Raw genomic sequence first — 26,921 nt, forward strand, 5'->3', positions numbered from 1 at the left:
GCGATGCAAGAAGAAAAAACAGCACTTAACACAGAAGCGTTTGAACAAGCGATTTTGGCAAAAGGTCAGTATTATCATATTTACCATCCTTTTCATATCATGATGCATGAAGGACAGGCAACGCAGCAGCAAATTCAAGCGTGGGTTGCCAACCGATTTTACTACCAAATCAATATTCCACTAAAAGACGCAGCCATTATGGCGAACTGCCCCGATCAGCGCGTACGTCAAGAGTGGATTCAACGCATGATTGATCAAGATGGCGTGTATCCTGATGGTGGTGGCCGCGAAGCGTGGCTCAGTCTGGCTGAAGCGGTTGGTCTGACGCGTGAGCAAGTGATTTCTGAAGAGTTGGTTTTACCAGGCGTGCGTTTTGCTGTTGATGCTTATGTGAATTTTGCGCGTCGCACCTCATGGCGAGAAGCCGCCAGTAGCTCACTGACTGAGCTGTTTGCTCCGCAAATTCACCAGTCTCGCTTAGAGTCTTGGCCCAAACATTATCCTTGGATCAAAGAAGAAGGCTATATCTACTTCCGCTCACGTTTGAGTCAAGCTCGCCGTGATGTTGAGCATGGTCTGACCATTACGCTCGACTCATTCAAAACGGTTGAACAACAAGAGCGTATGCTTGAAATCTTACAGTTCAAGCTTGATATTTTATGGACGATTTTGGATGCGTTGAGCTTGGCTTATGTTCATAATCAAGCCCCTTACCAGAGCGTCACAACAGATAATGTCTGGCATAAAGGATTGTTCAAATGAGTATACCTGAGTTAGATCATTCTATCGTACCTGTATGGCGTCATGGCTATCGCTTTCAGTTTGAGCCAGCCCAAAATGCTTATGTGTTGCTCTACCCTGAAGGTATGATCAAACTTAATGACAGCGCCAGCATCATTGGTCAGCATATTGATGGTGAAGCCTCCATTGCGGATATTATCCAAAAGGTAAAAGCCATGTTTGGTGATGTACCTGAAATCGAGCAAGACATCGTTGAGTATATGCTAGTGGCCCAGCGCGAACATTGGATCGATTTAGTATGACTGCGCCAGTAGGACTACCATTATGGCTGCTGGCGGAGCTGACTTATCGCTGCCCATTACAGTGTCCATATTGCTCCAATCCCATTGATTATGCTCAGTATAAAGAAGAGCTAACGACTGGGGAGTGGTTTGATGTGTTTGATCAAGCGCGGCAAATGGGCGCGGTACAGCTTGGGTTTTCGGGTGGTGAGCCGCTGGTTCGCCAAGATTTGGAAGAGCTGGTCGCTTATGCACACAAACAAGGCTTTTATACCAACCTTATCACCTCAGGTATGGGACTCACTGAGGCCAGAATCGCGAGTCTAAAAGAAGCAGGCCTACAACATATTCAAATTAGCTTCCAAGCCAGTGATCCGTCGGTAAACAATGCATTGGCGGGTTCAAAGCATGCCTTTGAACAAAAGTATGAGATGTCACGTTTGGTCAAGCAATATGACTATCCGATGGTGCTCAACTTTGTGATTCATCGCCAAAACATCGATCAGATCGATCAGATTATTGATCTATGCTTAGAGCTTGAAGCAGACACGGTCGAGCTGGCTATTTGCCAGTTTTATGGTTGGGCGTTTGAAAACATTGAAGGTTTACTTCCGACCAAAGAACAAGTGGTCAGAGCCGAACGCATTACTAATGAATACCGCAAAAAAATTGAAGAACGTGGTATCAAATGCAAACTAATCTTTGTGGTACCTGATTATTATGAAGAACGCCCAAAACCTTGTATGGATGGTTGGGGCAAGATTTTTTTGACCGTCGCGCCTGATGGCACTGCCCTACCGTGTCATGCCGCCAGACAGCTGCCCATGCAGTTTCCTAATGTCAGGCAGACACCATTAAAAGACATCTGGTATGACTCAGACAGCTTCAATCACTTTCGCGGTGATGAGTGGATGCCTGATATGTGCCAAAGCTGCCCTGATAAAGAACGCGATTATGGCGGTTGTCGTTGCCAAGCTTTTATGCTGACGGGCGATGCCAAAAACGCCGATCCAGTATGTGGCAAATCGCCTTATCACTATCTGATCGAAGAAGCGCGTGTCAACAGCGAGACGCCCGTACCTTTTGAGGAATTGCGCTTTCGCAACCCTAAAAACTCCAAGCGGTTAAGTGATAAACAAGTCAATGAAACACAAGCCAATAAAGTACAAGTAGGTCAAGAGCAATTGATTCCTACTCGTACCCTGATGGATTAAATATGAATGCCAAGCCTATCATCTTTGATGGCCATAACGATCTGTTAACCCGCCTGTGGCTAAGCTCGGCTGACGATCCGGTGCATGATTTTATTTATGGCACGCTACCGGGACATTTAGATTTAAATCGTTGCCGACAAGCAGGTTGGATGGGCGGATTATTCTCTATTTTCTTACCGCCCTATGCTTATGTAAAAAACAACCATCCCGATAAGTTATCCAATCCGTCAAACTCAGACTTCACTCCGCAAGAAATCGTTGATATTTGCTGTGCGCAATTAGAACTTGCCCAGCAATTGCAGGCGCGATCAGACGGTCAGATTCAGATCTGTACGTCCGTTGCACAAATCAGAGCCTGCCAGCAGAACCAGCAATTGGCCATTGTTCTTCATCTTGAAGGCGCTGAATTTTTGGCTATTGAGCCTGACTTACTAGATGTGTTTTATGAAGCAGGACTCAGAAGTATCGGCCCGCTATGGAATAGAAAAAGCCTCTTTGGTGATGGTTTAAATGCATCCTTTCCGCACTCGCCAGATACAGGCTCTGGTCTAACCCGCGAAGGCAAAGACCTTGTTTTGGCGTGCCGTGACAAGCACATGCTGATCGATGTGTCACATATGAATGAGCGTGCGTTTTGGGATACGCTAGAGATTGCGGATCAGCCCATTGTCGCAACCCACTCCAATGCGCACGCCTTATGTCCGCAAGCAAGAAACCTAACCGATCGTCAGCTGGCTGCTATTAAGCAAAATGGCGGTATGGTTGGAGTGAATTTTGATGTGGCATTTCTGCGTACGGATGGGCAACGTAATACGCATACCTCGCTTGATGTGATTGTCGATCACCTTGTTTATCTGATTGACCATCTAGGCGAAGATCACGTTGGCTTTGGTTCTGATTTTGATGGTTGCCTGTTGCCCGATGAGTTGTCTGATATTAGTCAAATCTCCAGACTTATTGAGCGTATGCAACAACGACACTTCTCTGATGAGCTGATTAAAAAAATCACATCAGAAAACTGGTTTAGGGTGCTGGGTAGAATTTGGCATTAAGTATTTATAAGATGTTAAATTGACCTTATAACTGCTTAAGCAGACCTAGCTGAATGATCGATATGTTTATTCCAAACCACTTTACCTTTAAGTCTAAGTACTCCAAAGAACATTTAATTGCAAATGTCTCTACCTAGTAAGCTGTCTCATTCTTAAAAGATGAGCCAGCTTAACCCTACTTTCTACTCTTAGGCTACTAAACTTGATTCCCAGGCATAGATATATAACCTGGTAGTCTCTCTAAGCGATTCATCCATTCTTTAATATTACTATACTTGTCTATGACCACATCTCCTTCATGCGCAATTGAAATGTATGGGTAAACTGCACAGTCCGCAATAGTAGGACGGCTAGCAGCCAACCAATTGTGAGTACCAAGATGACTGTCTATCAATGCTAATATTTTATGTGAACGCTCTAAAGATTGAGTTCGATCACCTTCCAAGCCGAACTTTTTAATCAAACGTGCTGCACCTGGGCCATGTTTTATCTCATTAGCAGCAACAGATAGCCATTGCATTACATCAGCTTGCAGGTGTGCTTCGCTAGGCCACCACGCTTCACCACCATACTTACTGGCTAAATATACTAAGATGGCTTGTGAATCTCTTAAGACAATATTTCCATCTTCCAAAACAGGGATTTCTCCCCAAGGATTTAATTGGATAAATGCGTCTGTTTTATGTTCACCATTCATAAAATCAACGGGCACAATCGTTAAAGGTGTGTTGATAAAGGACGCAAATAACCTTACTTTATAGCAGTTCCCTGACACATCTAAATCATATAGTTTCATGTTTTGTTTCCTCAGGTAGTAGTTGATTGAATTCGAGTACATTGCCGTCTGGATCACGGATGAATAGAGCAACTCTTCTTGGACCTAATTTTTTAGGCCCTTCCGTGACCTTAATGCCTTCTTTAAGAAGCCAGTTTTGAAATTCATCTATGTCATGAATAATAAACGCAGGATGGGTGATACCTGGTCTTTTAATCGTCTCATCAAGCAGCAGGTTCTTTACATCTCTGTTCTTTGCACCATTGAAAATAAGATTAATGCGCACGCCAGCCGAGGTGACCATTTCATTAGCCTCTCCTTCAGGTATACGGTAGGTTTCTTTGAACCCAAGACGCTCATAAAACCTAATTGCTTCTCGTCTATTACTTACTCTAATACCAACATGATCGTAGGCAAGCGCAATCTGCGTATTTACATCAGATAAAGTGCTCATAAGGTATTTCCTATATCAATTTTGACATAATCAGTATGGCACTTTGCTATTTAAAAGATAATACTGTAATTTTGATAATAATACTTTCAATAAATGAGATAATTATGGATCGGTTACAAGTAATGTTTATGTTAATTAAAGTAGCGGAAGTTGGCAGTTTTTCTGCCGCAAGCAAAATTTTGAACGTACCATTACCGACCTTAAGTAGAAAAATATCTGAGCTTGAAAACCAACTTGGCGTTCGTCTATTGCATAGAACCACCAGGAAGTTGTCTTTGACATATTCAGGATACGACTATATAGAGGCCTGTAAGAGAATATTAATACAGGTTGAAGAGGCTGAAAGTAAGGCAAAAGGAGAGTATTTGGAGCCAAGAGGAGATTTGGTGATTACAGCGCCAGTTATGTTTGGCAGGTTATATGTGCTACCAACTATTATTGAATTTTTGTCTTTATATCCAAATATAAACGTCCAACTCTTATTATCGGATAAAAATATCAATCTTTTTGAAGATGACGTAGATATGGCGATTAGAATAGGAAAGTTGCCGGATAGTACAATGATAGCAACTCAAGTAGGAAGTATGCGCATCGTGACCTGTGCAAGCCAACAGTTTTTATCAAGCCATGGCAAAATTGAATCACCTTATGATTTAACGCAACTCTCGTGCATATCATTAGATACTGCAATGACAACTCCTTATTGGAGCTACCATTTTCCTGACTCTGGATTAACAGCTCATATAGATATTTTGCCAAGACTAACGGTTAATGATAGTGATTCCGCAGTCAAGGCTGCAATAAAGGGAGTGGGTATAACCCAGCAACTACATTACCAGGTTAAAGATGCTATAGATAAAGGCGATCTACAAATCATATTAAATGAGTTTGAGCCTAATAAAATCCCAGTACACTTGCTTCATAAGACTCGGAAATACTTACCGCAGAAAATGAGAGTTTTTTTAGAGTTTGTGTCGCCAAAACTAAAAAATAGCATTTCTGCTCTCTCTATTGCTACCTGACATTTAAGTTTTGCAGTAATATTGCTCATCACAAAATTAGTTTAGGATGCTGGATAAGATATGGCAGTGATGTTGGTTTTAGCATTGTAACGTATTTTGCCGGATTAATCATTCAATCCGCCAAAGATGTCGATCCTAAGCAGGCCAACCTTCTAATACAATCTTGCCATGTGCTTGTTGGTTTTCTAGCATTTGGTGTGCATGGCGTACATGCTCAGCCGTGATAGTGCCAAGATTATGAGCAACCGTGGTTTTAATATCACCCGCATCAATTAATTAATTTTGCCACGTCATTTAGTAAACGATGCTGTTCAAGCATATCTGGCGTATGGAACATTGAGCGCGTAAACATGAACTCCCAGTGTAAGCTTAAACACTTAGTTTTAAGCGCATTGGCATCTAATGATTTTGGATCATCAATCAGTCCCAATTTACCTTGTGGCTTTAAGCATTTGATGATTTCTTCATAATGCTCGTCAGTGTTATTTAGACTGATGACATAATCTACTTCATTGATGCCTGTCTGTTGTAGTTCATCAAATAAAGGGTTGCGGTGATTAATCACATGATCTGCGCCCAAATCCTTTAACCACTGTACGCTCTCATCTCTTGACGCGGTGCCAATAATCGTCGCAGACGTTCGTGTCTTTAATAACTGCGTTAATATGGAGCCGACTCCGCCTGCCGCACCAATGACCAATACTGAGACGTCATTTGCGCTCTCACCTGATGAGCTATCAGAAACCGGTATTTGTAAACGCTCAAATAACATCTCCCACGCAGTAATCGTCGTGAGTGGCAATGCAGCGGCCTCCGCAAAAGATAGCGATGATGGCATACGCCCAACGATGCGCTCATCAACCAGTTGATATTCAGCGTTGCTACCTGAACGGGTCAAATCACCCGCGTAATATACCTTATCCCCTACTGAAAACAAGCTGACCTCATCGCCGACAGCCGTCACGATACCCGCCGCGTCCCAGCCAATCACCGCATACTTACCGTCTAGTGCAGGACGTGACTGACGGATTTTATAATCTACGGGGTTTACAGATATGGCTTTGACCTCTACCAAAATATCATGGCCTGTAGCAGTCGGTTTCTCAAGGGTAATGTCTTGTAGTGCTTGTTCATTATCGATAGCGAAATTGTCTTTATAACCAATGGCTTTTACTGTCTGATTTTGCATTGTTTTTATTCCTAATAATAAATAGCGTCAGTAGCGTCTTTATCTGGACATTAATTAGCTTAAGTGAAGCTTCTTATGAAATGAGTTATGGTTAATATAACGATTGCAAGACCTGCTCTGTATGCTTCTCAAGCTTTGCAATGGCTTCTTTATTCAAAGCATCAGCATGCGGTTTTCCAAACTCGCCTCTTACATCACCTTGTATGCCATCTTTGATATCGTTATCAAAGTATTTACCCGTGTCATTAGCAAACTCATCTGAGATTGCCAGTTCCGTTAAGATATTTGCGCCTTTGTCTGCTGATGACCAGTGATGACCATACGCCTCGTCAACCATCTTGGTGTTCAACAATGATCCCGGATTCACAGCAATCACATTGATATCGTCGCCAGCAACCCTATCCGCTAAGTGCATACTCCACATCGTGAGCGCCAGCTTACTTTGCGCATAGGCAGCTTTGTCATCCAGACTAGCTTGTCCTGCAAACGCCTCATATGATATCGGCGTTTGGGCAGCTGAGCTTAGATTGATGATGCGGGCTTTGTCAGACTGCTTGAGTAACGGTAATAGCGCATTAGTCAACTCATAAGGCGCTAAATAATTGACCACAAAGCGTATGTCCAAATCATCTTTGGTCGTTGCGACTGACGCGGTATAAATTCCTGCATTGTTTATCAATACATCTAGCTTTGGCAACTTTTCATTCACGTCGGATGCCATCTTAAGTACAGCAGTTAAATCAGAGAAATCCGCTACAAACCCACCAACTCTATCTACTGCTTCACCTGTCGTTACTGCTTGGACTTCACTAATCACATTGGCCAGTTTGTCAGCATCGCGGCCATGCAGGTACACTTGATGCCCCGTTTCTGCCAGTTTTAAAGCAGCTAATTTGCCAATGCCGTCCGTGCTACCAGTGATTAAAATAGTTTTATACATAGTCATAAACCGTCCTTATTATTTGAATTATGATTTCAGTTTTGGATACGTGTTCTATTTTATCTATCGTCATAGTAGTTATTGTAATGGAAATGTTTTGATTCATACAGAAGTCACTTGTCAACTCTCTTTGCACCTCTTAATAATTGTACTTTTAGTCATTACCCATAAAAGTAACGGTACCAAGCCCATATAAAGACAAGATACCGCCAAGTAAAAAATCAATAAGCTGCTGGCTGAATGCTAAGTTAATCCATACACGCTATGTACTGCTTGTTAATTTTAAAATAGGCTGACCATATTCGATGTTTTGTCCATTTTTAACTAAGATGGTGTCAACAATACCTGTTTTATCACTGATAACAGGAAGCAAACGAGTCAACTCCTCAATGAAACAGATCGTTTGGCCTTTTTCGATACTATCTCCTTCATTTACCAGCTGGTCAGTTGTATCATCTTCACTTAAGTAAACTTTTCCCACATGAGTTGCACATACTTGTAATGGTTTACTGTCTTTCTGTTCAAGCTCTTGAGTCGGCATAGCTTCTAGCGGATTAGCACTGTTCTGTGAGTCTACATTATTAACTACTTTAATAGATTGCCCGTTATTCGCAATTGTTATTTCGTGCAACTGACTGCGCTCAACCAGCTTAACCACACGCGCTATTTGCTCTATATCCATCATAAATTCCTTAATTAATTATCAACTCATACCAAGATATTTAGCGATCGTCATCACGCTTAGAATACTCATGACAATGGCAATCAACCAACCAAATGCGGCAATCCAAATAGGATGCTTGTAGTTACCAACGATGTTTTTTCTATAAGCAGCGATAAGAATAATGACCATGGCAATAGGCAGTACCAAACCATTTAACGTACCGACCAATACCAGTACTTGAGCAGGCTTACCGATAGTGGCAAACACCAGCGTTGAGATGACGATAAAGCCAATAATAAAATAGCGTTTGTACGTTTCAATAAACGGATGAAAATTGGTCATAAAAGACACAGAAGTATAAGCAGCACCAATAACAGAAGTCACGGAGGCGGCCCAAATGACCATACCAAAAATCACCTTACCTGCATTGCCTAATATATATTCAAAAGGCGACATGGCTGGGTTTGCCGGATTCAAGGTAAAACCTTGAGACACCACACCTAAAACGGCAAGAAACAAGAACACACGAATAACAGAAGCAATCAAAATACCAGACACTGAACTTCGCGTCACTGCGCCCAGATTTTCTTCTCCACTCACGCCTGCTTCTAATAAGCGGTGTGCACCTGAAAACGTAATATAACCGCCAACCGTACCGCCGACCAAAGTAACGATAGCCACTGCATCAATCTTATCGGGCATGATGGTTTTAGTAACAGCTTCAGCCAATGGTGGGTCAGATTTGAACACCACATAAATGATCAATACAATAAGAATAAAGCCCATCAGCTGAGCAAACTTATCCATCATGGGGCCGGCTTCTTTGCCTAAGAATATGGCTACTGCGACGACACCACTGATCAATGCCCCAGTGATAGGCGAGATATTGAACATAGACTGCATGCCAAGACCTGCACCGCCAATGTTACCAATGTTAAAAGCAAGCCCGCCTGCAATGATTAAAAATGCAAGCAAGTAACCGACGCCTGGGAATACTAAGTTGGCAATTTCCTGTGCCCGTTTTCTAGAGACAGCGACAATGCGCCAAACATTAAGCTGTACGCCAATATCCATAATAATAGATATTAGAATAACAAAACCAAAACTTGCCATCAGACTTTCGGTAAAGGTAGCCGTTTGGGTCAAAAACCCTGGTCCGACAGCTGATGTGGCCATCAAAAAGGCCGCGCCCAAAATGGCGGTATTGTGTTTTTTTAAGGTACTCATGAACATCCTTGTGTTATACAAAATAAGTCGATTCAAATTACTATTGAGCGGATATCTTAATACCTTTGATTTCTAGTTGTTTTTTAATCTCTTGAGCAAATAAAATCGCATGTTCCCCATCACCATGTAAACAGATACTTTGCGCCTCTACTGGGATTTTTTTGCCGCTTACACTGGTAACAGTCCCCTCCGTAATCATCTGTAATACATGATTGATTGCTTCATTAGTATCAGTGATCAATGCATTGTCTTTACTACGGGAGACCAATGAGCCATCTTCCTCATAGTTGCGATCGGCGAACACTTCTGATATTGACACTAAACCATGATTTTTTGCTGATTTGACAAGGTGACCACCCGACAAGCCCATCACTTTTAAATTTGGGTCGAAGCGTTTGATTTCACTCACCAAGATATCTGACAATGCTTGATCAACCGCTGCTTGGTTATACAGCGCACCATGGGGCTTCACATACTCTAAAGGTACACCAACCAAATCACAGAGTGCTTTGGTTGCCCCCAGTTGATAGGATAACAAAGCGCGGTAACTGGCTTCATTCAAGCTCTGATTGGTACGGCCAAAGTTTTCTCTATCGTTCAGTCCCGGATGCGCGCCTACTCTTACATTGTTTGTTTTGGCCAATTGTAAGGTAGCCAGCATCTCATCATAAGAACCCGCGTGAAGACCGCAGCAGACATTCGCCGAGCTGACGATGGTTAATAATTTATCATCTTGCCCGCAGCCTTCAGCGACATCGGCATTTAAATCAATTTTCATCAGCATATTCCTTAATTTGCTTAATATAGTGGTGTCTTTTTTGTTGTTCATGCAATGCTTGTTCTAAATCTACGAGCGTAAACTGACACGCTTTACCGAACCGAATTTGTGCCATCAGTCCTATATCTGCATTGATGACGGTAGCAATTTTGGGATAGCCGCCTGTCGTCTGCCCATCTGCCATCAAAACAATGGGTTGCCCTTGCGGTGGTACTTGAATCATACCAATATCTACGCCGTGCGAACTCATCTCTACAGGCTCAGCAAATTCAAGCGCTGCTTTTCCTGCCAAGCGATAGCCCATACGATTGCTGTTAGTTTGCAGCTTCCACGCTTGTGTCTCAAACACTTCTTGGGAAGCAGCGGTAAAACACTCATACTCGCTACTTTTTATGACTCTAATCATTTGAGTTGGTGTCAGGCGAGTCACGCCAATGACGGGTAAGTGTGAAGCGACTTTTACATTTAAAGTGTCATCGGCTTTAAGATACCTACCTTCAAATCCACCAAAACCCGCTTTGGTATTGGTACTGGTCGACTCTAAGACTGGTTCAATATCAAAGCCACCATGTACACATAGATAGGTATACATACCTTGTAGCGGACGTACCAGTTTGAGCGTTTGATTGGCTTTTGCATTGATACGCCAATAGCAAGGAATGCGTTTGTCATCTAAATATGCTTCATATAATGCGCCTGTTAAGCAAAAACTGACGTCTTCTTCAAATTCTATAGTCAAATTACCCAAAGCAATCTCAATCGCTGGCTCATTCAGCTTGTTTTTCATCAACGCGTTGCCAGCCTGCAAAGACCAGCTGTCCATCGCTCCGTTTCTACCCACGCCCATGCTTCGGTAGCCCAATCGTCCTGAATCTTGGATACTAGCAAGGGCGCTTGCGGCTAAAATTTTCATTGATACCACCTATTTATATTTTTTATTCATGTTAGCTTTACTCATGAATATCAATCGCTGTAAACTTCAAGGTATCGCCTGCGTTTAGCAGCGTCGGAGAGTCTTTGGTTAAATCAAATAATGAGGTATCGGTTTGCCCCAATAGTTGCCAACCGCCTGGCGATTCAAAAGGATAAACCCCCGTTTGCTCGCCGCCTATACCGACTGAGCCTGCTGGTACTTGCGTTCGAGGTATAGCATGTCTTGGGAAATACAACGATTCAGATAAGCCACCAAGATAAGGAAATCCCGGCTGAAAACCAATGAAATACACGGTATAAGTCGCCTCCGTATGCAGATTGACAACGTCTTCAACTGAGAGGTTTAAATCATTCGCCATGGCAGCAAGATCAGGGCCGTACTTGCCACCGTAATGCACAGGGATTTCGACATACTTGCCCTCTATGGTTTTTGAAGGCATGTCATTCAGTAGTTCAGATAACGCCTGTTCTACATTTCTGAGCTCAGTCAGGGTCAATGAAACCGTAAATACGCTGAGCGTATTCATGCCAATCACGACTTCTATGACTTCTGGCATTTTTTTTATAATGTCCGCTAACGCCCAGCATTGTCGCTGCTTGTCTAGGGTAACTGGCTTTGGAAAGAACAAAGCCAGATTTGTTTCACTGCATATTTGCCACTGTATTTCCATTTGTATGCGCTCCATTTTTTGTTTCAGCTTTCGTGTTCGCTTTGGCGCTCATTTTTATTATGCATCGTTATATGTTGTCTTGTATCCATTCAGACAGATAATGAATACTCATTTGCCCGTCACAGAATACTTTGTCTTTGAATAGACGTTGGTGCAAACCAATATTGGTATCGATACCTGTGATTTGCGCCTCTGATAAGGCGGCTTGCATCTTCGCTATGGCCTGTTCTCTTGAATGGTCGTGTACGCATATTTTGGCAATCAAGCTGTCATAAGAGGGCGGCACGGTATAGTTTGACTCGACATGACTGTCTACTCTAATTCCAAATCCTGCGGGCATATGACAATAGTCTATACGTCCTGCATTGGGCAAAAACGTGTTGGCATTTTCAGCATTGATACGGCATTCAAAAGCGTGTCCAGTGATTTTGATATCGCTTTGCTTGTGCGCAAGCGGCAATCCTGCCGCCACTCTTATTTGCTCTTGAACAATATCCACACCCGTTATCATCTCGGTAATGGTGTGCTCTACCTGAACTCTGGTGTTCATCTCAATAAAAAAGAACTCGCCATTTTCGTATAAAAATTCGAACGTACCTGCCCCTCTATACTGCATTTTTTGGCACGCCGTCGCACAAGCCTGCCCAATCTGCTGGCGCTGCTCGTCCGTAATGCCAGGTGCCGGCGCTTCTTCGATGACTTTTTGATGGCGACGTTGCATGGAGCAGTCGCGCTCACCTAAATAGATGGCATTACCATGCGTGTCAGACAGTACTTGGATTTCAATATGGCGAGGCGCTTGTAAGTATTTTTCAAGATAAACAATGGCACTACCAAAATTGGCTTTGGCTTCTGTTTGCGTCATAGCAATAGCCGAGAGTAAATCGGCTTCTTTTTCGACCACGCGCATACCGCGACCGCCACCACCGCTAGCTGCCTTGATGATCACTGGATAGCCGACTTCTTTGGCAATCTTGATGACTTGATCCGAGTCGGTAGGCAATGCACCCTCGGAGCCCGGTACGCAGGGCACGCCAGCCATCGTCATCTGTTCTTTTGCAGCGACTTTATCACCCATTTTTCTAATATTATCTGCGGTTGGACCAATAAATATCAGCCCTGACTCTTCAATCAAAGCCGCAAAATCCGCATTTTCGGACAAAAAACCATAGCCTGGATGAATGGCTTGCGCGCCTGTTATTTTGGCGGCAGAGACGATCGCTCTTTGATTGAGATAGCTGTTTGTTGCATTGGCAGGGCCGATACATACTTTTTCGTCGGCTAAGCGTACTGGCAGTGAGTCTTTATCGGCTTCAGAATGAGCAATGACGGTTTGAATACCTAACTGTTTGCAAGCTCGGATAATACGTAGAGCAATCTCGCCACGATTGGCAATTAAGATTTTTGAGAACATGTCTGTTTTCCTAAAAAGTATGATGTCAAATACAGTATTTATGCGGTGTTATGGACACGGTATTGCTTGACCTTAACTGTTTGGCGCTATCATAAATAAAGGCTGCTCATACTCTACGACATCACCTTCTTCTACCAAAATCTCTTTAAGCGTACCGCTCGTTTCTGCTTTGACCTCATACATCATTTTCATGGCTTCAATGATGCATAGTGTCTGCCTCGCTTCTATTTGATCACCGACTTTAAAAAAAGGCTCGGCTGTCGGTTCTGGGCGTAGATAAAAAGTGCCGAGCATTGGGGCGGTTACGTTATTCTCTGCGTTCTCAGTGGCTACTGTTTCGTCAGTTGTATCAGAGCTTATTGTTTCATTATTGGTAATGGCTTTCTGAGCAGAAGCGTCTGTTATTGAGCGCTGTTCTGAATGAGAGGCGTTGGTAGGAGAATGGCGTTCACTATTGTCATTGCCATCAGCGTGACAAACGATAGAGATACGCGTGTCGCCATCGGTCAGTTCTAAAGATTTTATGTCTGAGCCTTCGGCCAGTTTTATGAGTTTTTCTAAATCCGTGAAGTTAATATTCATATTCATGTGCTTGGCTATTCCGTTAGTGTAAAAGTGAGCAATGATTCGTGGTTAAGACGTTGTGCTTAAACGCCTTTGATAAGCCTTTTGAGGCATTAAACAAACATCCTTAATCTATTTAATAAGTCATGATTGGTTTTTTAAAACCCTTGATGCCAGCGAGTGCAGTGGACAGAAATTACAGCACTGCCAAGTCTTCATCTTTTGGGTCGCAGATAAACATATAGCCTGGTGCGTGCGTGATCATAAGCTCGGGCTTACTGGTCATGGCGATACTTTGCGGCGTGACACCGCACGCCCAAAATACAGGTATTTCACCTTCTTTTATGATGGATGCCTCACCAAAATCAGGAGAATGAATGTCTTTTATACCGATTAAGCTTGGATCGCCTATATGGATGGGTGCGCCATGCACTTGAGGAAACCGAGAAGTGGCTTGCACCGCCCTTGTGATCAGCTGATAAGGTATTGGACGCATGCTTACCACCATCTTTCCATGGAACTGACCTGCAGGCTCAGTGTCTATATTGGTGAGATACATTGGCACATTGTGATTGTCTTCTATGTGCCTAATAGGAATGGAGGCGTTTAATAATGCAGACTCAAAAGAAAAGCTACACCCTAAAAGAAAACAAACCAGATCATCTCTCCAGTACTCTTTTAAGTCTAATACCTCGTCTACTAACTCACCATATTTATATATACGATATTTTGGCACTTCAGACTTTAAGTCTGCGCCTTTTGCCATGAGACGTGGCTCCGAGCTGCCAATATCTGTCACGTCTAGTACGGGACAAGATTTTGGATTTCTTTGGGCAAATAATAAAAAATCATATGCCAGACTTTTAGGAACGATGACGACATTTGCTTGAATGTGACCTGTACACATACCAGATGTGGGCTGGTCGATTTGGTTTTTTCCGATTAATCCTCTTACCTGCTCTGGAGTCATATTCGCTAAATCCAGCATGATGATAGCCTCTTCTTTTTTATCATTTTTATCAGACGAAAATCTTTTTAAATCAGATTAAGGTCTCTGACATGGCAGTGTTTTATGTCTTGATAAACGCATTATCGTTATTTGAAGTTAACAGAATGGTTTTTAGATTACAATGCGCCATCGACTCTTACTCTCTTTCATACAACCAAGCATATTTGATTTATGAAGTTTAAGTGTATGAATCTGCTCTAAATAATATTGAATAAAAAAGCTTAAGATTTTTTGCCATCGCTGTCAGTTGTATGGTAGGTCCATCAAAGAGTTCAATCATTATGATTAAATAACGTGCTCATGTGAGAGTATCTTGACGACACCTGATAAACGCTCTATTTTATAGGTGTCATGCTCCATTAAAATCAGTATCACGCTCCATTAAGATTGGCTTTATACAATACCTATCAGCATATATAACAACCACACTTTGAAAAAACTGCCGTTATAACAGTACGGCTATTTTGCTAACCAATTTGATAAAAGGGCTAAGGATGATTATAGATAACGACGTATTACGAGAACGCATCAGCTTACTGGCTTCGTTCCTCGGTGACGCGATTGCTCGCCAGACTGGAGAGCAAACCATCAATACCATTGAGACACTGCGAAAAGGATTTATCCAGCAGCGACGCGCACCTAATGACACCCATAAGCAGCAACTTATCGACTTTATCGCCTCTTTAGACAATCAAACATTAAAAAACGTCATCCGCAGTTTTTCTATTTATTTTTTCTTAGCCAATCTCAGTGAAGAAAACTACTTACGAGAGCAACGTCAGGCACTGCGGGCGCAATCTGAGCAAAGCTGGGAGGGGTCGTTTCGTCGCACTTTACTTGAGTGCCGTGAAAGAAATATTGAACCTGAGCAAATGCAGGAACTCATTGAGCAATTAACATTCATTCCTGTCTTTACCGCGCATCCTACTGAGGCACGCCGCCGCACGACGATGAATATATTGCAGAGTCTGTTTACCCATAGTGATGCGTTAAATAATTTTGCTGAAAACAGCTTTTCGTACGAGCAAGCCAAAGCGCAAACCGCGCAAACGATCGATCTACTCTGGTCGTCTGATGAGGTACGTACCCGTAAGCCCTTGGTTTATGATGAGATAAATAACGGTCTGCATTATTTTAATGCCAGCTTATTTAATGCCATTCCCAAGGTTTATCGCAATATGAAAGCCGCCATTGTCGATATCTATCCAGAATTAATAGACTACCCGTTACCTGCCTTTATGAGCTTTGGCTCTTGGATCGGTGGCGATAGAGATGGCAATCCATTTGTGACGTTTGAGACCACAGAACTTGCGGTTCTCATGCATGCCGATACCGTACTACGCCACTACCAAGTGCTGCTAAAGAAACTGCGCCGCCAGCTGATTCATAGCGACACCATCGTGACGGTTGCGCCCGAAGTCTATGACAAAATTAGCAGCTATGCCGAACTTGATCAGCGCGTGTTTGATTACAATCTTGATGATTATGGCAACGAGCCTTACCGCCGATTACTCTCTTTGATTCTGAACAAAGTCAAAGCCACCAATCAACTGATTCAAAGCAAAGGGGATGACAGCAACGCCAAAAAAGACGCTTATACCAACCCGCAAGAACTGCTAGAAGATCTGCGCATCATTCGTCAAAGCGTCAATACTCATGACACCGCACATGGCGAAGGCTTATTGCTTGATATGATTCGTCTGGTCAAAACTTGCGGCTTCCATCTGGCGGCCCTCGATATTCGCCAAGAATCATCCTATCATGGTGAAGTCATTGCGGATATTTTTGCTAGCGCCTCAAACTTGCCCGACTATTACACGCTCACTGAAACAGAGCGTCAAGAGTGGCTGACGTGCTTGCTCGAGAAACCTGGTACCCCGCTAATTTATACAGATAACTTGACGGATAAAACCCGCGAACAATTGGCCTTGATGAACTCAGTGGCAACATTGCGCAAACTGGTGGGGCAAGACACCTTTGGCAGCTACGTTATTTCGATGACCAACAACGCCAGCCAAATACTAGAAGTGCTGCTGCTCATGCGCTTTGCAGGCTTATGCAGAGTTGATGACGAGGGGCAGTTATCCGCTGACTTACCAGTTGCGCCTTTGTTTGAGACAATTGAAGATCTTAAAAACATCGATCAGATTTTACCTGCTGTTTTAGACAACCCTCTGTATCGAGGGTTACTGAAGCATTCAGATAACACGCAAGAAATTATGCTGGGATATTCAGACTCCTCAAAAGATGGCGGTATCATTACCTCGGCATGGCAACTTTATAGTGCACAACAAACCATTGATCGTATTGCCAAAACATATGGCATCAAAACACGATTGTTCCATGGACGTGGTGGCTCTGTGAGTCGCGGCGGCGGCTCGACTCACAATGCTATTGCCGCTCAGCCTGCTGGTACGCTGCATGGTCAAATCAAAGTAACGGAACAAGGCGAAGTCCTTTATGCCAAATACGCCAACACCGATACCGCGGTGTTTGAGCTGACCATGGGGATCACAGGCACGTTAAAAGCCTGCTCGTCAAGGTTTGTGGTACAACCTGCTGAACTGCCCAATTATGAGTCGCTTTTTGCGCAATTGGCAGATGCAGGTGAGCGGCGCTATCGCGAACTGACCGACCATACAGAAGGGTTTTATCAGTTTTACTCACAGGTTACCCCTGTACAAGAGATCTCTTTATTAAACATTGGCTCACGTCCATCGCATCGCAAAAAAGGCTTGCCAAGCAAAACCACTTTACGAGCGATTCCTTGGGTATTCGGTTGGTCATTAGCCCGCTTTACGTTGCCTGCTTGGTATGGGGTCGGTAGTGCGCTGCATAGTGTGAAAGCAGATGAAGACTTGATGAAAGAGATGAACGCTCATTGGCCGTTTTTTAGCGTGTTTATCAGCAATATCGAGATGGCATTTACCAAGTCTGAGATGAGTATCGCGCAAGCTTACAGCCAATTGTGCGACGATGAGGCCTTGCGTGATAAGATTATGACAGCGGTTATTGAGGAGCACGAGCTGACTTATTCAGGCTTAAATTCTTTACTTGAGCAAAAGTCTTTATTATCAAATCAGCACAATCTTGCCGCTTCCCTGCAATGGCGAAATGCGTATTTAGATCCCATTAATTATATACAGATTGAGCTGTTAAAACGTGCCAGACAAAAAAGCGATGAGCAAAGCCATGAAAGTAACAAGAGCAATATTGACGTTGAAGACCCATTAATCCGCAGCATCAATGCTCTAGCAGCAGGTTTACGCAATACAGGTTAATGACTATAGCGCCTTACAGATTAAGGTATTAAAAAACCCTTGTAGCTTAGTGCTACAAGGGTTTGTTTATTATTGCATTTTGAAAACGGTTGCAAACAAGCTATTAAGATTTTTGGTACATAAATCAGGTAGTGACTACAGTTTTCTACCGTATCATGTATTAGCTTTACTTTTTCTCAATAAATAGTGCTCAGCAAACATCTTATTAGGCAGAAGACTTGTATGAAATATGACTGGCACAGTTGAGAATTTGAGGAGATACTGCTATAAAGCCTATTTATCTTATTGAAACAGTAAAAGCTGAATAATAAGAGTAAATACCAAGGTTCAATAATGATCAAACCCCTAGTTGTCACAACAGCCTGTGTAGCATTCATGCTAACGGCATGCACCAAAGAACAAAATACCAATTCTGTAGTATCGGATACCAATAATGCTATCGAACAGCAAGAGACAATCCGCATTGCAGCGGCAGCCAATCTGTCAGATGTATTGCCCGAGATCATTGCAGGATATAAAGCCGACAAAAACCTGACCAATCAGGAGATTGAAGTTACCTACGCTTCTTCAGGTAAGCTATATGCTCAGATTACCTCTGGCGCCCCTTATGATATATTTTTGGCAGCAAACCAAGCGTTTCCTGATAAACTTGTCAAAGAAAAATCGAATAGCGCGTTGTCTAGTGACAAGGCTATGTCACAACCCTTCACTTATACCCAAGGTCAGCTGGCACTTTATAGCGTTAATAAGTCTTTAGATGGGTTTGATCCGACAAGCCTAAACGACTTACTGACGACTAGAGCAAACACAAAAGTCACTATTGCCAATCCAGCACTTGCACCTTATGGCGAATCGGCAAAATCTTATTTGCAATCGCAAAACCTCTACAACACGCTCACTGAACAAAAACGCCTTATACAAGCTGAAAATATTGGGCAGGCATTTCAGTACGCTCATACAGGCAGTGTCGATTATGGGTTTGTTGCCCAGTCACAGCTGACCGCAATCAAAGCGACGCCCGACCAGTTTTATACTCTACCGCCGGAATCATACCCGCCTATTCTGCAAGACGGTATAGTTATCAGTGATTCATCTATAGCGATCGATTTCTCAAATTATTTACGCTCAAGTACTGGACAGCAGTACTTTTCTAACGCAGGATATCTCGCTATAGAATAGCAAAGCTCAATACTAAAAAACGGCATGACATAAAGTCGCCGTCATGTCGCTTCTAGCCGTCATCTTACTTTCTGTTATTTATTAATAGTCACAAAAGGAAAATACCGTGTTGCCCTCTCAGTCAATCGTTGAACCCATACCCCACCTCAATAAGGCACAAAACCTTGCTTTAAAAAGCCTTATGATTATGGGCTATCTAGAAGGGACTTCTTTTTTATTACTGCTAGGCATCGCCATGCCTTTGAAATACATGATGGACATTCCAGAGGCTGTGACATATGTCGGTATGGCACACGGTATGTTATTTGTGGCTTATATCGTTGTACTAATTGCGACTGCAATGAGAATAAAAATGCCTATTTGGGCCATACCTGCAGGCGTTATTGGCTCGTTCTTGCCATTTGGACCATTTATATTTGACTACGTACTCAAAAAGCACTTAAAGCGAGCACGAGTTTAACGCTCGCTCTATTACGAATGATGCCATGATACACACTGGCATCATCCGTAGTGAATGCGCACTTACCTTCAACACTTTAAATGCCTCTGTCTCTGTACGCTACTGATGCCGAGCACGCAAAAAATGATACTAGCCTCTTTGTATTGTACAATTTTTCAAGTGCACGGATTTTAAATAAATGTCGCGACCTTAAAGATGACTTATCAGTATCCATGCCCCGATGACAACCAACATGACACCGCCAAATGCTTCGGCTTTATGACCAATCAGTGAGCCAAGCGCCTTACCTAGCATCACACCTAATGTGACCATGATGGCAGTCGCCAAACCGATCAAACCCGCTGCCAAGAAAATATTGACTTCAATAAATGCCAAGCTGACACCAATGGCCATTGCATCAATACTAGTGCCAAAGGCTGTGAGCGCCAGTTTAAAAAAAGAATGCTGTGTTGGTGCTTCTTGTTCTTCATCACTAGGTTTCAGTCCTGCATACAACATATGCAATCCCAAACCTGCCAGAATGACGAAAGCTACCCAATGATCCCACGCCTCAATAAAAGACGCATCTATAAAAGTAGTGGCAGAACGACCAATCAACCAGCCAATAATAGGCGTGATTGCTTCAATAGAGCCAAAAATAAGGCCCATTCTCAAAGCTTCGGTAAAACGTGGGTTTTTGAGACCTGCTCCTTTACTAATTGCCACAGAAAAGGCATCAGTAGACATAGAAAAAGCAAGTAAAAGAAGAGCGATAGGGTTCATTTTGATTTTCTCGGTCGAGTATAGAGTCCACGACATACCCACACTCTCGACCTGCAGTGTGTATATATCGATGGTCTCGCCAACCGAGAGGTGTTCACACCATGGCATGTGGCCAAGTATGTTGATGTGAACGCTTTCGTAGGACGAAAGCAGGCTACTCCCCAAAGAGTGGTTAGGTTAACATTAATATGTTATAAGTCAATAATAAATTGCCAGATAGAACGGCAAATTTGCGTATGTTGTTTTGTATTAATAGGATTGATATCGCAACAATATGCTATTACGCTATTATGCTATTTAGGTAAGCGATATGAAGTTTGTCTTTAGGAGTATGACCATGTTTGATTCTCATAACCGACTATTATCCAAAAAAGTGACGTCACTATTATTCTCAGCTTGCCTTGTGGGCGGCGTACAACTGCTTACAGGCTGCGAGTCACAATCCTCACCTGCTGATGATAGCGAAGCCCAAGCTAATGAAAACACAACATCAGCGCAAACGGATACGCCAGTCCTTGTTGCTGAGAGTAATGATGAAACTGTCGCAGAACAAGAGCCGACTGGTGCCGAAACAAGTCCTGCCGATGACCAAGTGGTAAGTCCATCTGGCTATCAAAAGCTGGGCTTTGGACAAGTCGTGACCCCTGCGCTTTTGGCAGACTTAGGATTAACCAAACAAGAGAGTGATAACGAGCAGTGCTATTATGTGAGCGATTCAAAACAATACTATATGGATCAAGCTTACGGCAAACGCGCCTCTGTCCTATATCAAGTAATAGATGGCAAAGTAGCGCTGATTACGATTCGAGATCCCAAAACACCGTTCTATACGGGCGTACATGTCGGTGATACGGCAACATCGGTCATGAGTGCTCATGATGACAGTCTCACCTATGCCGTTGATAAATACGCGGTTGAAGGTGATTATTACAATTTGACTGCGAACGTCAACTTTGTTGTAACCAATAACAACGATGTAGGCGCACTTTTAAAGCAAGAAGATATTAAGCTAAACGATGCAAATGATACCTTGCCGATTCAAATTGAGTATCATATTAAGGGTGGTCAGAAGCTCAGTAACAACATCATTAGTGAGACTGAGTGGACGGTAGACAATAAGCGTGCGTTAAAAGGTGAGGTAGAGAGTATCGATATCGGTATTCCAGAGGCCATTTATTTGGTCGAGGGCTGTTCTTAATTACTTTTAAGCGTTTCGGACATAAACGACAAAGAACCCAGACAAACACTGGATTCTTTGTCTGCTGCTATGATGTTTTAGAATCACTGCTTCATGGCATCATGGCATCATGGTTATGCCTTATCAATCATATCAATGACTCATCCTATCATTGACCAATGGCACTTTCTAAAATCGTATACGCTGCTTTGACTCGTTCTGTATTCGGATAGTTCTTGTTGGCTAAAATGACGATGCCTGTTTTTTTCGCAGGTACATATGCAATATAAGCGCCAAATCCATTTGTCGATCCTGTTTTATTGACCCATACATCATCGCGTACAGGCGCTGGTGGCTCATTCACTTGGATGGGCTGAGGTTTTAAAATAGTGTCTGTTGAATTGCCTTCCAAAAGCGTTGCCAATGTGGTCGGTAGAGGATACATCTCCCACGCAAGCCCTTGTGTGAACGAGCTGGTACGATAGTAACCCTTTCTGTTGTTATCTAGCGCTTGCTGTATCTGATTGTCCAGAGGCAGTAGCCCCATATTCATAGCCAGATAACGTGTCATATCGGCACTGGTCGATTTGATGCCGTACGCTTCTGCATCCAGCATACCGGGATTGACCCTGATTGGCTCATCTGACTTATTATAGCCAAACGCGTAATTGCCCATCTTATCAGCAGGCACATTCACAAAAGTATTGCTCATACTTAGTGAAGGCAATACTTTGTTTTCCATTAGTTCAGTGTAGTCCGTGTCCATACTCAGCGCAGCTATATACCCAAACAATCCGATACTGGCATTAGAATACAAACGGGTGGAATTGACAGGAAACTCAGGTTGCCAAGACTTGTAGTATCGCATTAGCATTTTATGGTCTTCGATACTCTCAGGTACTTGTAGCGGTAACCCACCGGCACTATAGGTTCCTAAGTTGATGAGTTTTGTGTTGCCAATCGCGCTGTTTTTTAGGTAAGGAATATATTTGTCTGCCGTGTCATTTAGCGCCAATGTGCCGTTTAACTCGGCATAGCTGGCAAGTGTAGCAGTAAAGGTTTTACTCACCGAACCCAACTCAAAGATAGTGTCCTCTGATACAGGCTTATTGCGCTGTGTATCGGCCAACCCATAGTTATAAAAGTGTGATTTGCCATCAATGATTACGCCAAACGCCATGCCTGGGATATTATGCGACGTCATCAACTGTTTGGCTTGCTCATCAACTTTACTCTTTAAACACGCATCAGAGCATGCTGCTTGAGCCGTTTCAGAGATGAATAATGTTGCAGCCAGCAGACTAAATACTAGACTGGTTAGAGGTTTTTGAGATGATATTTTCATTGGATATTTACCGACACTCTCTATGAATAACAAAAGGAAAATGAGAGTTAAAGGTAGCAGCTTTGACACTCATTTATCACTCTATTTTTTGCAATTTATATTTTTAAACAAGTATCTGCTTAGCGCTAATGCGAAAATAGTAATGAATGGCCTCAAACTTTCAAATAACGACACACTGTAAAGAAAATCAGACAGCAATGCGTATCTGGTTTGCTACAGTATCAGCCGATAATTTGGACTGGGTGCTAGGAATGTGCCTTGAGCGTCGATCACCGCATTCAACCGTCATAATAAGCACAATGATAAGCACATGATTTAGTGCTCTATCAGCCCCAATAAAGGAATAGACTATCCATGATTGCTCTTATTGAACAATACCCTCAGCTAATCAGCTTGGGTATTGTGCTTATTTTAACGATGGCATTGTTATGGCTGATACAGCATCTCATGATTCGCTATGGTAAGCGCCTATTAGGATTCATGTCGCGCAGTGAGCTTTGGCTGCGCAGACATATCGTACGCCTGCCATTGATGGTACAGCTACAGGACAAATACCCAGCAACGTCTGGATTTATCGCACAGCGCTTTGCCCGTGGTCACTTTTCGGGCTTGATACTCACCGTTTTGACACTTTTAAATATATATATTTTGGCGCTGTTTGCAGGCTTGGTCGAAGATATCGTGGAGGCGGACTCTATTGTGACCACCGATCTGTTTGTGTCGCAGCATATGAGCGTGCTACAAGACTCAAGCATCGTGCCTGCATTTATTTTTGTCACGAGCTTAGGCTCTACGCCAATCATTTGCTTAATCATCCTACTGACCGCAATCCTCTGCACAGCGATACGCCAGCCTTATATTTTGGTCGGTCTGCTAATCTCAACCACCGGCAGTACCACTTTTACGTTTTTGAGCAAGATGGCTTTTCAGCGGTCGCGACCGATCGATATTTTGCTGATGGAACACACCTACTCTTTTCCCAGCGGTCATGCGACCATCAGTATTGCGCTGTATGGGTTTTTGGCTTATATGGCGATTCGCTTTAGCACTCACTTCGTCCGCCAAGTGCGAATATTATCGCTCACTATTTTATTGTGTTTGCTTATTGGACTGAGCCGAATTGTATTAAATGAGCATTATCTCAGCGATATAATGGGTGGCTTTTTGGTGGGTATATTATGGTTGACGATTGCCATTAGTATGACAGAGTGGCTGACCGCGAGAGGTAAAGTTGACTGGCGTATCGTATGGTCAGCACCGCAGCGATATACGGTATGGTTCAGTGTTGTCGCAGTGATTGTCGCTACGTTTATTTATGCCAAGATGTATCAGTTTCCGTTGCTTGGGTAGTGGTGGAGACTGAGATGCTTGAAGCATATCATTGAATATTGTTTGGGCAACACTAAAGCAAAAGAGTTTTCATACAAAATCTTATGTGGCATATTGTATGAAATCATGCGATAACTTAGTTCTGCTTTAATAGGCATTACTAACCCAATTAAGGATTTCTTTAAAGTAAGTACTGAGTGATGCGCCGGCTATCAGTGTGATTATCCATATAATTCCAGCAGCTAACTGTCTTACGCGCTTTCCATTATTAGCTTGTTCTACTAACTCCTTACGAAGTGCTTCTTCCATTTCAATTCGAAAAGCATCAAGAGCCTCTTTATTTGCATCCGCTAACGTTTGATATCGATCAGCTAGCTTCTTTTTCTCACTAATAGTTTCCAAAAGTGTACTCAACTTTTCATCTTGTGCCTCAAGATCCTCTTGCATATCACGGATAATTGTTGACGCTGCTTCAATGTGATTACGCGCAAAGTCAGCTCTATTTTTAGAAAATTTTTCGTTCCTATTTTCAGGGAAAAACTCTTTGAGGTATTTGCCTGTAGCACCTTTAGTTATTGACTTTATTTGATCATCCGTATATAGGGATCCCGTAATCGCTCGTGTTAGTGCAGCTACTATCTCTATGTATAAATTCATATTTACTCGATTATTTTTTGCCTAAAATCTTATTCTGTATTATTTTTATGACTTATAACACCCCAATCTTTCTTTTTAAGGACAATATGCTCAAACATTATCCAACCTAGCCACAGCAATCAATCAATTGACTCAAAACTTTAAAAATTCTTGAATCAATTACTTGGGCTGCACAAAAGCGCATAGTATGCTCAATAATTTCCTACTAAGTAATCCTGTCACATTCAGTAAAAACACCACAAAAAAAGCGCCATCCGAATAGATAGCGCTTTTTGGTTTTCTTCCCTGATTCTAATCTAATAAACCAGTTTTGAACAAATATATCGCTTATAGATTTGGATTCACGATGATTTTTACCGCAGACTCATTGTTGTGAATCAGCGTTTCAAAGCCTTCTGAAATCAGATCATCCAACTTGATGCGCTGAGTAATAAATGGCTCAAGATCAACCAAACCATCTTCGACCAGCTTGATGGTGTCTTTGTGGTTGTTCACATAGCCGATGGTGCCGCGAATATCTAGCTCTTTCATCACTACGCTATGGACGTTGATGGAGGCTGGATGACTCCAAATAGAGACAATCACTACCACGCCAGCAGGTTTGGTCAGCTCAACCAATGAGTCGAGCACCGCGTTGACACTGGTACATTCAAACGCCACGTCCGCGCCGCGATTGTCCGTGATTTTCATCACCTCTTCTTTTAAATCGACTTCGGTAGGGTCTAAGATATAATCGGCAACCCCACTTTCGCGGGCTTTGTCTTTACGCTTGGCGCTCAGCTCAGTCAAGATGACGGTCAAACCTTTGGCTTTTAATACCGAAGCCAATAACAGACCAATGGGACCACCGCCGCCGACCAGTGCCACATCACCCGCCTGCGCACCACTACGGACAAAGGCATGATAGCCGACAGATAATGGCTCAATAAGAGCTGCTTGGTCCAAGGGAATATCATTTGAAATAGGATGTACCCAGCGACGTTTGACCGCGATTTTTTCAGATAAGCCGCCGCCGCGTCCACCCAAACCAATAAAATTCATGTTTTTTGATAAATGATAGTTCTCTCCTTCGGCGGTAGAAACATCATCAGCAATGATATATGGCTCAACTACCACATGTTGCCCAACTTCAATATCATCAACGCCCTCACCGACTTCATATACTACTCCTGAGAACTCGTGCCCCATTGTGATGGGCGCAGACTCTCCCGAGATAGGATGCGGATGACCACACGGCGGAATAAAGATAGGGCCTTCCATAAACTCATGCAAATCCGTGCCGCAAATACCGCACCATGCCACGTCGATACCCACAGTACCCGCCTCAACGGTAGGTTCTGGGATATTTTCGATACGGATGTCACCTTTGTCATAAAAACGTGCCGCTTTCATATCATACTCCTTTAATGAGTGTACACAACGAGGGTTGATCGATAACGTAATGCCCAGATGAAAGTTGGGCTGTTAACTCTACAACTATACGCCGTTGCTGGTCAAAAGTAACGCTAATAAAGACGCTTGGCCCTACTACTAATATCAGTCACTATCTGCTGTTACATGGCTGTGTTGAATCATCTACTAACCATTTGTAATCTACAAAACAATCATGAAAAATCCGAGAGAGATGGTAAAAGATAAATCACTGCCAAAACAATCAAACAGTAAAGGTGATAAGTTTTCAATGTTGCCAAACTTTTGGTTGCATATCTTCTTTATTACGCCTAGTATTTCGCCCCTGAAATAATTCTACTTCTCAAAATAGAGCCTTAGTAGAGACTTCTATTTACAACAAATAAGGACTTA

At 42.8% G+C, this 26,921-nt stretch carries 25 protein-coding genes, 1 pseudogene and 1 riboswitch; of the genes and pseudogenes, 10 read left to right on the top strand and 16 right to left on the bottom strand.

What is annotated here, in order from left to right:
- Positions 1-3 precede the first annotated feature (3 nt).
- From pqqC to CIK80_RS00495, 4 genes are read left to right on the top strand one after another with little or no spacing between them, the layout of a single operon-like run.
- On the top strand, positions 4-762 hold the full coding sequence (pqqC, locus tag CIK80_RS00480; protein ID WP_095568438.1) for a pyrroloquinoline-quinone synthase PqqC: 759 nt from the start codon (positions 4-6) through the stop codon (positions 760-762).
- Positions 759-1,043, top strand: coding sequence for a pyrroloquinoline quinone biosynthesis peptide chaperone PqqD (pqqD, locus tag CIK80_RS00485; protein ID WP_095568439.1), 285 nt, complete (start codon positions 759-761; stop codon positions 1,041-1,043). Before pqqC ends, pqqD begins: the two co-directional genes overlap by 4 nt.
- Positions 1,040-2,236, top strand: coding sequence for a pyrroloquinoline quinone biosynthesis protein PqqE (pqqE, locus tag CIK80_RS00490; RefSeq protein ID WP_095568440.1), 1,197 nt, complete (start codon positions 1,040-1,042; stop codon positions 2,234-2,236). Before pqqD ends, pqqE begins: the two co-directional genes overlap by 4 nt.
- A gap of 2 nt (positions 2,237-2,238) precedes the next feature.
- On the top strand, positions 2,239-3,288 hold the full coding sequence (locus CIK80_RS00495; protein ID WP_179288297.1) for a dipeptidase: 1,050 nt from the start codon (positions 2,239-2,241) through the stop codon (positions 3,286-3,288).
- 196 nt (positions 3,289-3,484) lie between these two features.
- On the opposite strand, the gene CIK80_RS00500 is transcribed toward CIK80_RS00495, so the two are convergent.
- A complete protein-coding gene (locus CIK80_RS00500) occupies positions 3,485-4,084 on the bottom strand; it encodes a glutathione S-transferase (protein WP_095568441.1) in 600 nt (199 codons plus the stop codon).
- The gene (locus CIK80_RS00505) at positions 4,071-4,517 is read right to left on the bottom strand and encodes a VOC family protein (protein WP_095568442.1); all 447 of its coding nucleotides are present in this window, start codon (positions 4,515-4,517) and stop codon (positions 4,071-4,073) included. Before CIK80_RS00505 ends, CIK80_RS00500 begins: the two co-directional genes overlap by 14 nt.
- A gap of 104 nt (positions 4,518-4,621) precedes the next feature.
- Between CIK80_RS00505 and CIK80_RS00510 the strand changes: the two genes are divergently transcribed.
- Positions 4,622-5,539, top strand: a complete 918-nt coding sequence (locus tag CIK80_RS00510) for a LysR family transcriptional regulator (protein WP_095568443.1) — start codon at positions 4,622-4,624, stop codon at positions 5,537-5,539.
- A gap of 135 nt (positions 5,540-5,674) precedes the next feature.
- On the opposite strand, the pseudogene CIK80_RS00515 reads toward CIK80_RS00510, so the two are convergent.
- The 10 genes and pseudogenes from CIK80_RS00515 to CIK80_RS00560 form a co-directional block, all read right to left on the bottom strand.
- Positions 5,675-6,728, bottom strand: a pseudogene (locus CIK80_RS00515) (zinc-binding alcohol dehydrogenase family protein).
- 91 nt (positions 6,729-6,819) lie between these two features.
- Entirely contained in the window at positions 6,820-7,674 is an 855-nt protein-coding gene (locus CIK80_RS00520; RefSeq protein ID WP_218830295.1) for an SDR family NAD(P)-dependent oxidoreductase, read from the bottom strand.
- 256 nt (positions 7,675-7,930) lie between these two features.
- The gene (locus CIK80_RS00525; RefSeq protein ID WP_095568444.1) at positions 7,931-8,350 is read right to left on the bottom strand and encodes a biotin/lipoyl-containing protein; all 420 of its coding nucleotides are present in this window, start codon (positions 8,348-8,350) and stop codon (positions 7,931-7,933) included.
- Between the two features lie 21 nt (positions 8,351-8,371).
- Positions 8,372-9,559 carry an NRAMP family divalent metal transporter gene (locus CIK80_RS00530; RefSeq protein WP_062844514.1) on the bottom strand — a complete coding sequence of 396 codons (1,188 nt, stop codon included), beginning with the start codon at positions 9,557-9,559 and terminating at the stop codon, positions 8,372-8,374.
- 40 nt (positions 9,560-9,599) lie between these two features.
- The gene (pxpA, locus tag CIK80_RS00535; protein ID WP_218830296.1) at positions 9,600-10,337 is read right to left on the bottom strand and encodes a 5-oxoprolinase subunit PxpA; all 738 of its coding nucleotides are present in this window, start codon (positions 10,335-10,337) and stop codon (positions 9,600-9,602) included.
- The gene (locus CIK80_RS00540) at positions 10,327-11,250 is read right to left on the bottom strand and encodes a biotin-dependent carboxyltransferase family protein (protein WP_095568445.1); all 924 of its coding nucleotides are present in this window, start codon (positions 11,248-11,250) and stop codon (positions 10,327-10,329) included. The genes pxpA and CIK80_RS00540 overlap by 11 nt, the downstream gene beginning before the upstream one ends.
- A gap of 37 nt (positions 11,251-11,287) precedes the next feature.
- Positions 11,288-11,941, bottom strand: coding sequence for a 5-oxoprolinase subunit PxpB (gene pxpB / locus CIK80_RS00545; protein ID WP_095568446.1), 654 nt, complete (start codon positions 11,939-11,941; stop codon positions 11,288-11,290).
- A 67-nt stretch (positions 11,942-12,008) separates the two neighbouring features.
- On the bottom strand, positions 12,009-13,355 hold the full coding sequence (gene accC, locus CIK80_RS00550) for an acetyl-CoA carboxylase biotin carboxylase subunit (RefSeq protein WP_095568447.1): 1,347 nt from the start codon (positions 13,353-13,355) through the stop codon (positions 12,009-12,011).
- 72 nt (positions 13,356-13,427) lie between these two features.
- Positions 13,428-13,937: an acetyl-CoA carboxylase biotin carboxyl carrier protein gene (accB, locus tag CIK80_RS00555; RefSeq protein WP_095569478.1), complete on the bottom strand. Its 510-nt coding sequence runs from the start codon at positions 13,935-13,937 to the stop codon at positions 13,428-13,430.
- Between the two features lie 178 nt (positions 13,938-14,115).
- A complete protein-coding gene (locus CIK80_RS00560) occupies positions 14,116-14,907 on the bottom strand; it encodes a putative hydro-lyase (protein WP_095568448.1) in 792 nt (263 codons plus the stop codon).
- Positions 14,908-15,422: 515 nt separating this feature from the next.
- Here CIK80_RS00560 and ppc point away from each other — a divergent pair.
- From ppc to CIK80_RS00575, 3 genes are all read left to right on the top strand, one after another.
- Positions 15,423-18,209, top strand: coding sequence for a phosphoenolpyruvate carboxylase (gene ppc / locus CIK80_RS00565; RefSeq protein ID WP_095568449.1), 2,787 nt, complete (start codon positions 15,423-15,425; stop codon positions 18,207-18,209).
- A gap of 333 nt (positions 18,210-18,542) precedes the next feature.
- Positions 18,543-19,388: a molybdate ABC transporter substrate-binding protein gene (gene modA, locus CIK80_RS00570; RefSeq protein WP_095568450.1), complete on the top strand. Its 846-nt coding sequence runs from the start codon at positions 18,543-18,545 to the stop codon at positions 19,386-19,388.
- Positions 19,389-19,569: 181 nt separating this feature from the next.
- Positions 19,570-19,848 (top strand): DUF3817 domain-containing protein, encoded by a 279-nt coding sequence (locus CIK80_RS00575; protein WP_095569479.1) that lies wholly within the window; start codon positions 19,570-19,572, stop codon positions 19,846-19,848.
- A 189-nt stretch (positions 19,849-20,037) separates the two neighbouring features.
- Here CIK80_RS00575 and CIK80_RS00580 read toward each other — a convergent pair whose 3' ends face one another.
- On the bottom strand, positions 20,038-20,646 hold the full coding sequence (locus CIK80_RS00580) for a manganese efflux pump MntP family protein (RefSeq protein WP_257011645.1): 609 nt from the start codon (positions 20,644-20,646) through the stop codon (positions 20,038-20,040).
- Positions 20,619-20,785: riboswitch (yybP-ykoY riboswitch) on the bottom strand. Its footprint overlaps the gene before it by 28 nt.
- 162 nt (positions 20,786-20,947) lie before the next feature.
- Here CIK80_RS00580 and CIK80_RS00585 point away from each other — a divergent pair.
- Positions 20,948-21,808, top strand: a complete 861-nt coding sequence (locus CIK80_RS00585; RefSeq protein ID WP_095568452.1) for a hypothetical protein — start codon at positions 20,948-20,950, stop codon at positions 21,806-21,808.
- A 148-nt stretch (positions 21,809-21,956) separates the two neighbouring features.
- On the opposite strand, the gene ampC is transcribed toward CIK80_RS00585, so the two are convergent.
- Positions 21,957-23,132, bottom strand: coding sequence for a class C beta-lactamase (gene ampC / locus CIK80_RS00590; RefSeq protein WP_095568453.1), 1,176 nt, complete (start codon positions 23,130-23,132; stop codon positions 21,957-21,959).
- 354 nt (positions 23,133-23,486) lie between these two features.
- On the opposite strand from ampC, the gene CIK80_RS00595 reads away from it, so the two are divergent.
- Positions 23,487-24,482, top strand: a complete 996-nt coding sequence (locus CIK80_RS00595; protein ID WP_095568454.1) for a phosphatase PAP2 family protein — start codon at positions 23,487-23,489, stop codon at positions 24,480-24,482.
- Between the two features lie 126 nt (positions 24,483-24,608).
- Here the strand turns inward: CIK80_RS00595 and CIK80_RS00600 are convergent, their stop codons facing one another.
- On the bottom strand, positions 24,609-25,118 hold the full coding sequence (locus tag CIK80_RS00600; protein ID WP_095568455.1) for a hypothetical protein: 510 nt from the start codon (positions 25,116-25,118) through the stop codon (positions 24,609-24,611).
- Positions 25,119-25,445: 327 nt separating this feature from the next.
- A complete protein-coding gene (locus tag CIK80_RS00605; RefSeq protein WP_095568456.1) occupies positions 25,446-26,510 on the bottom strand; it encodes a 2,3-butanediol dehydrogenase in 1,065 nt (354 codons plus the stop codon).
- Positions 26,511-26,921: the final 411 nt, after the last annotated feature.

It is taken from the genome of Psychrobacter sp. JB193 (genome assembly GCF_002285555.1).
Lineage (GTDB): Bacteria > Pseudomonadota > Gammaproteobacteria > Pseudomonadales > Moraxellaceae > Psychrobacter > Psychrobacter alimentarius.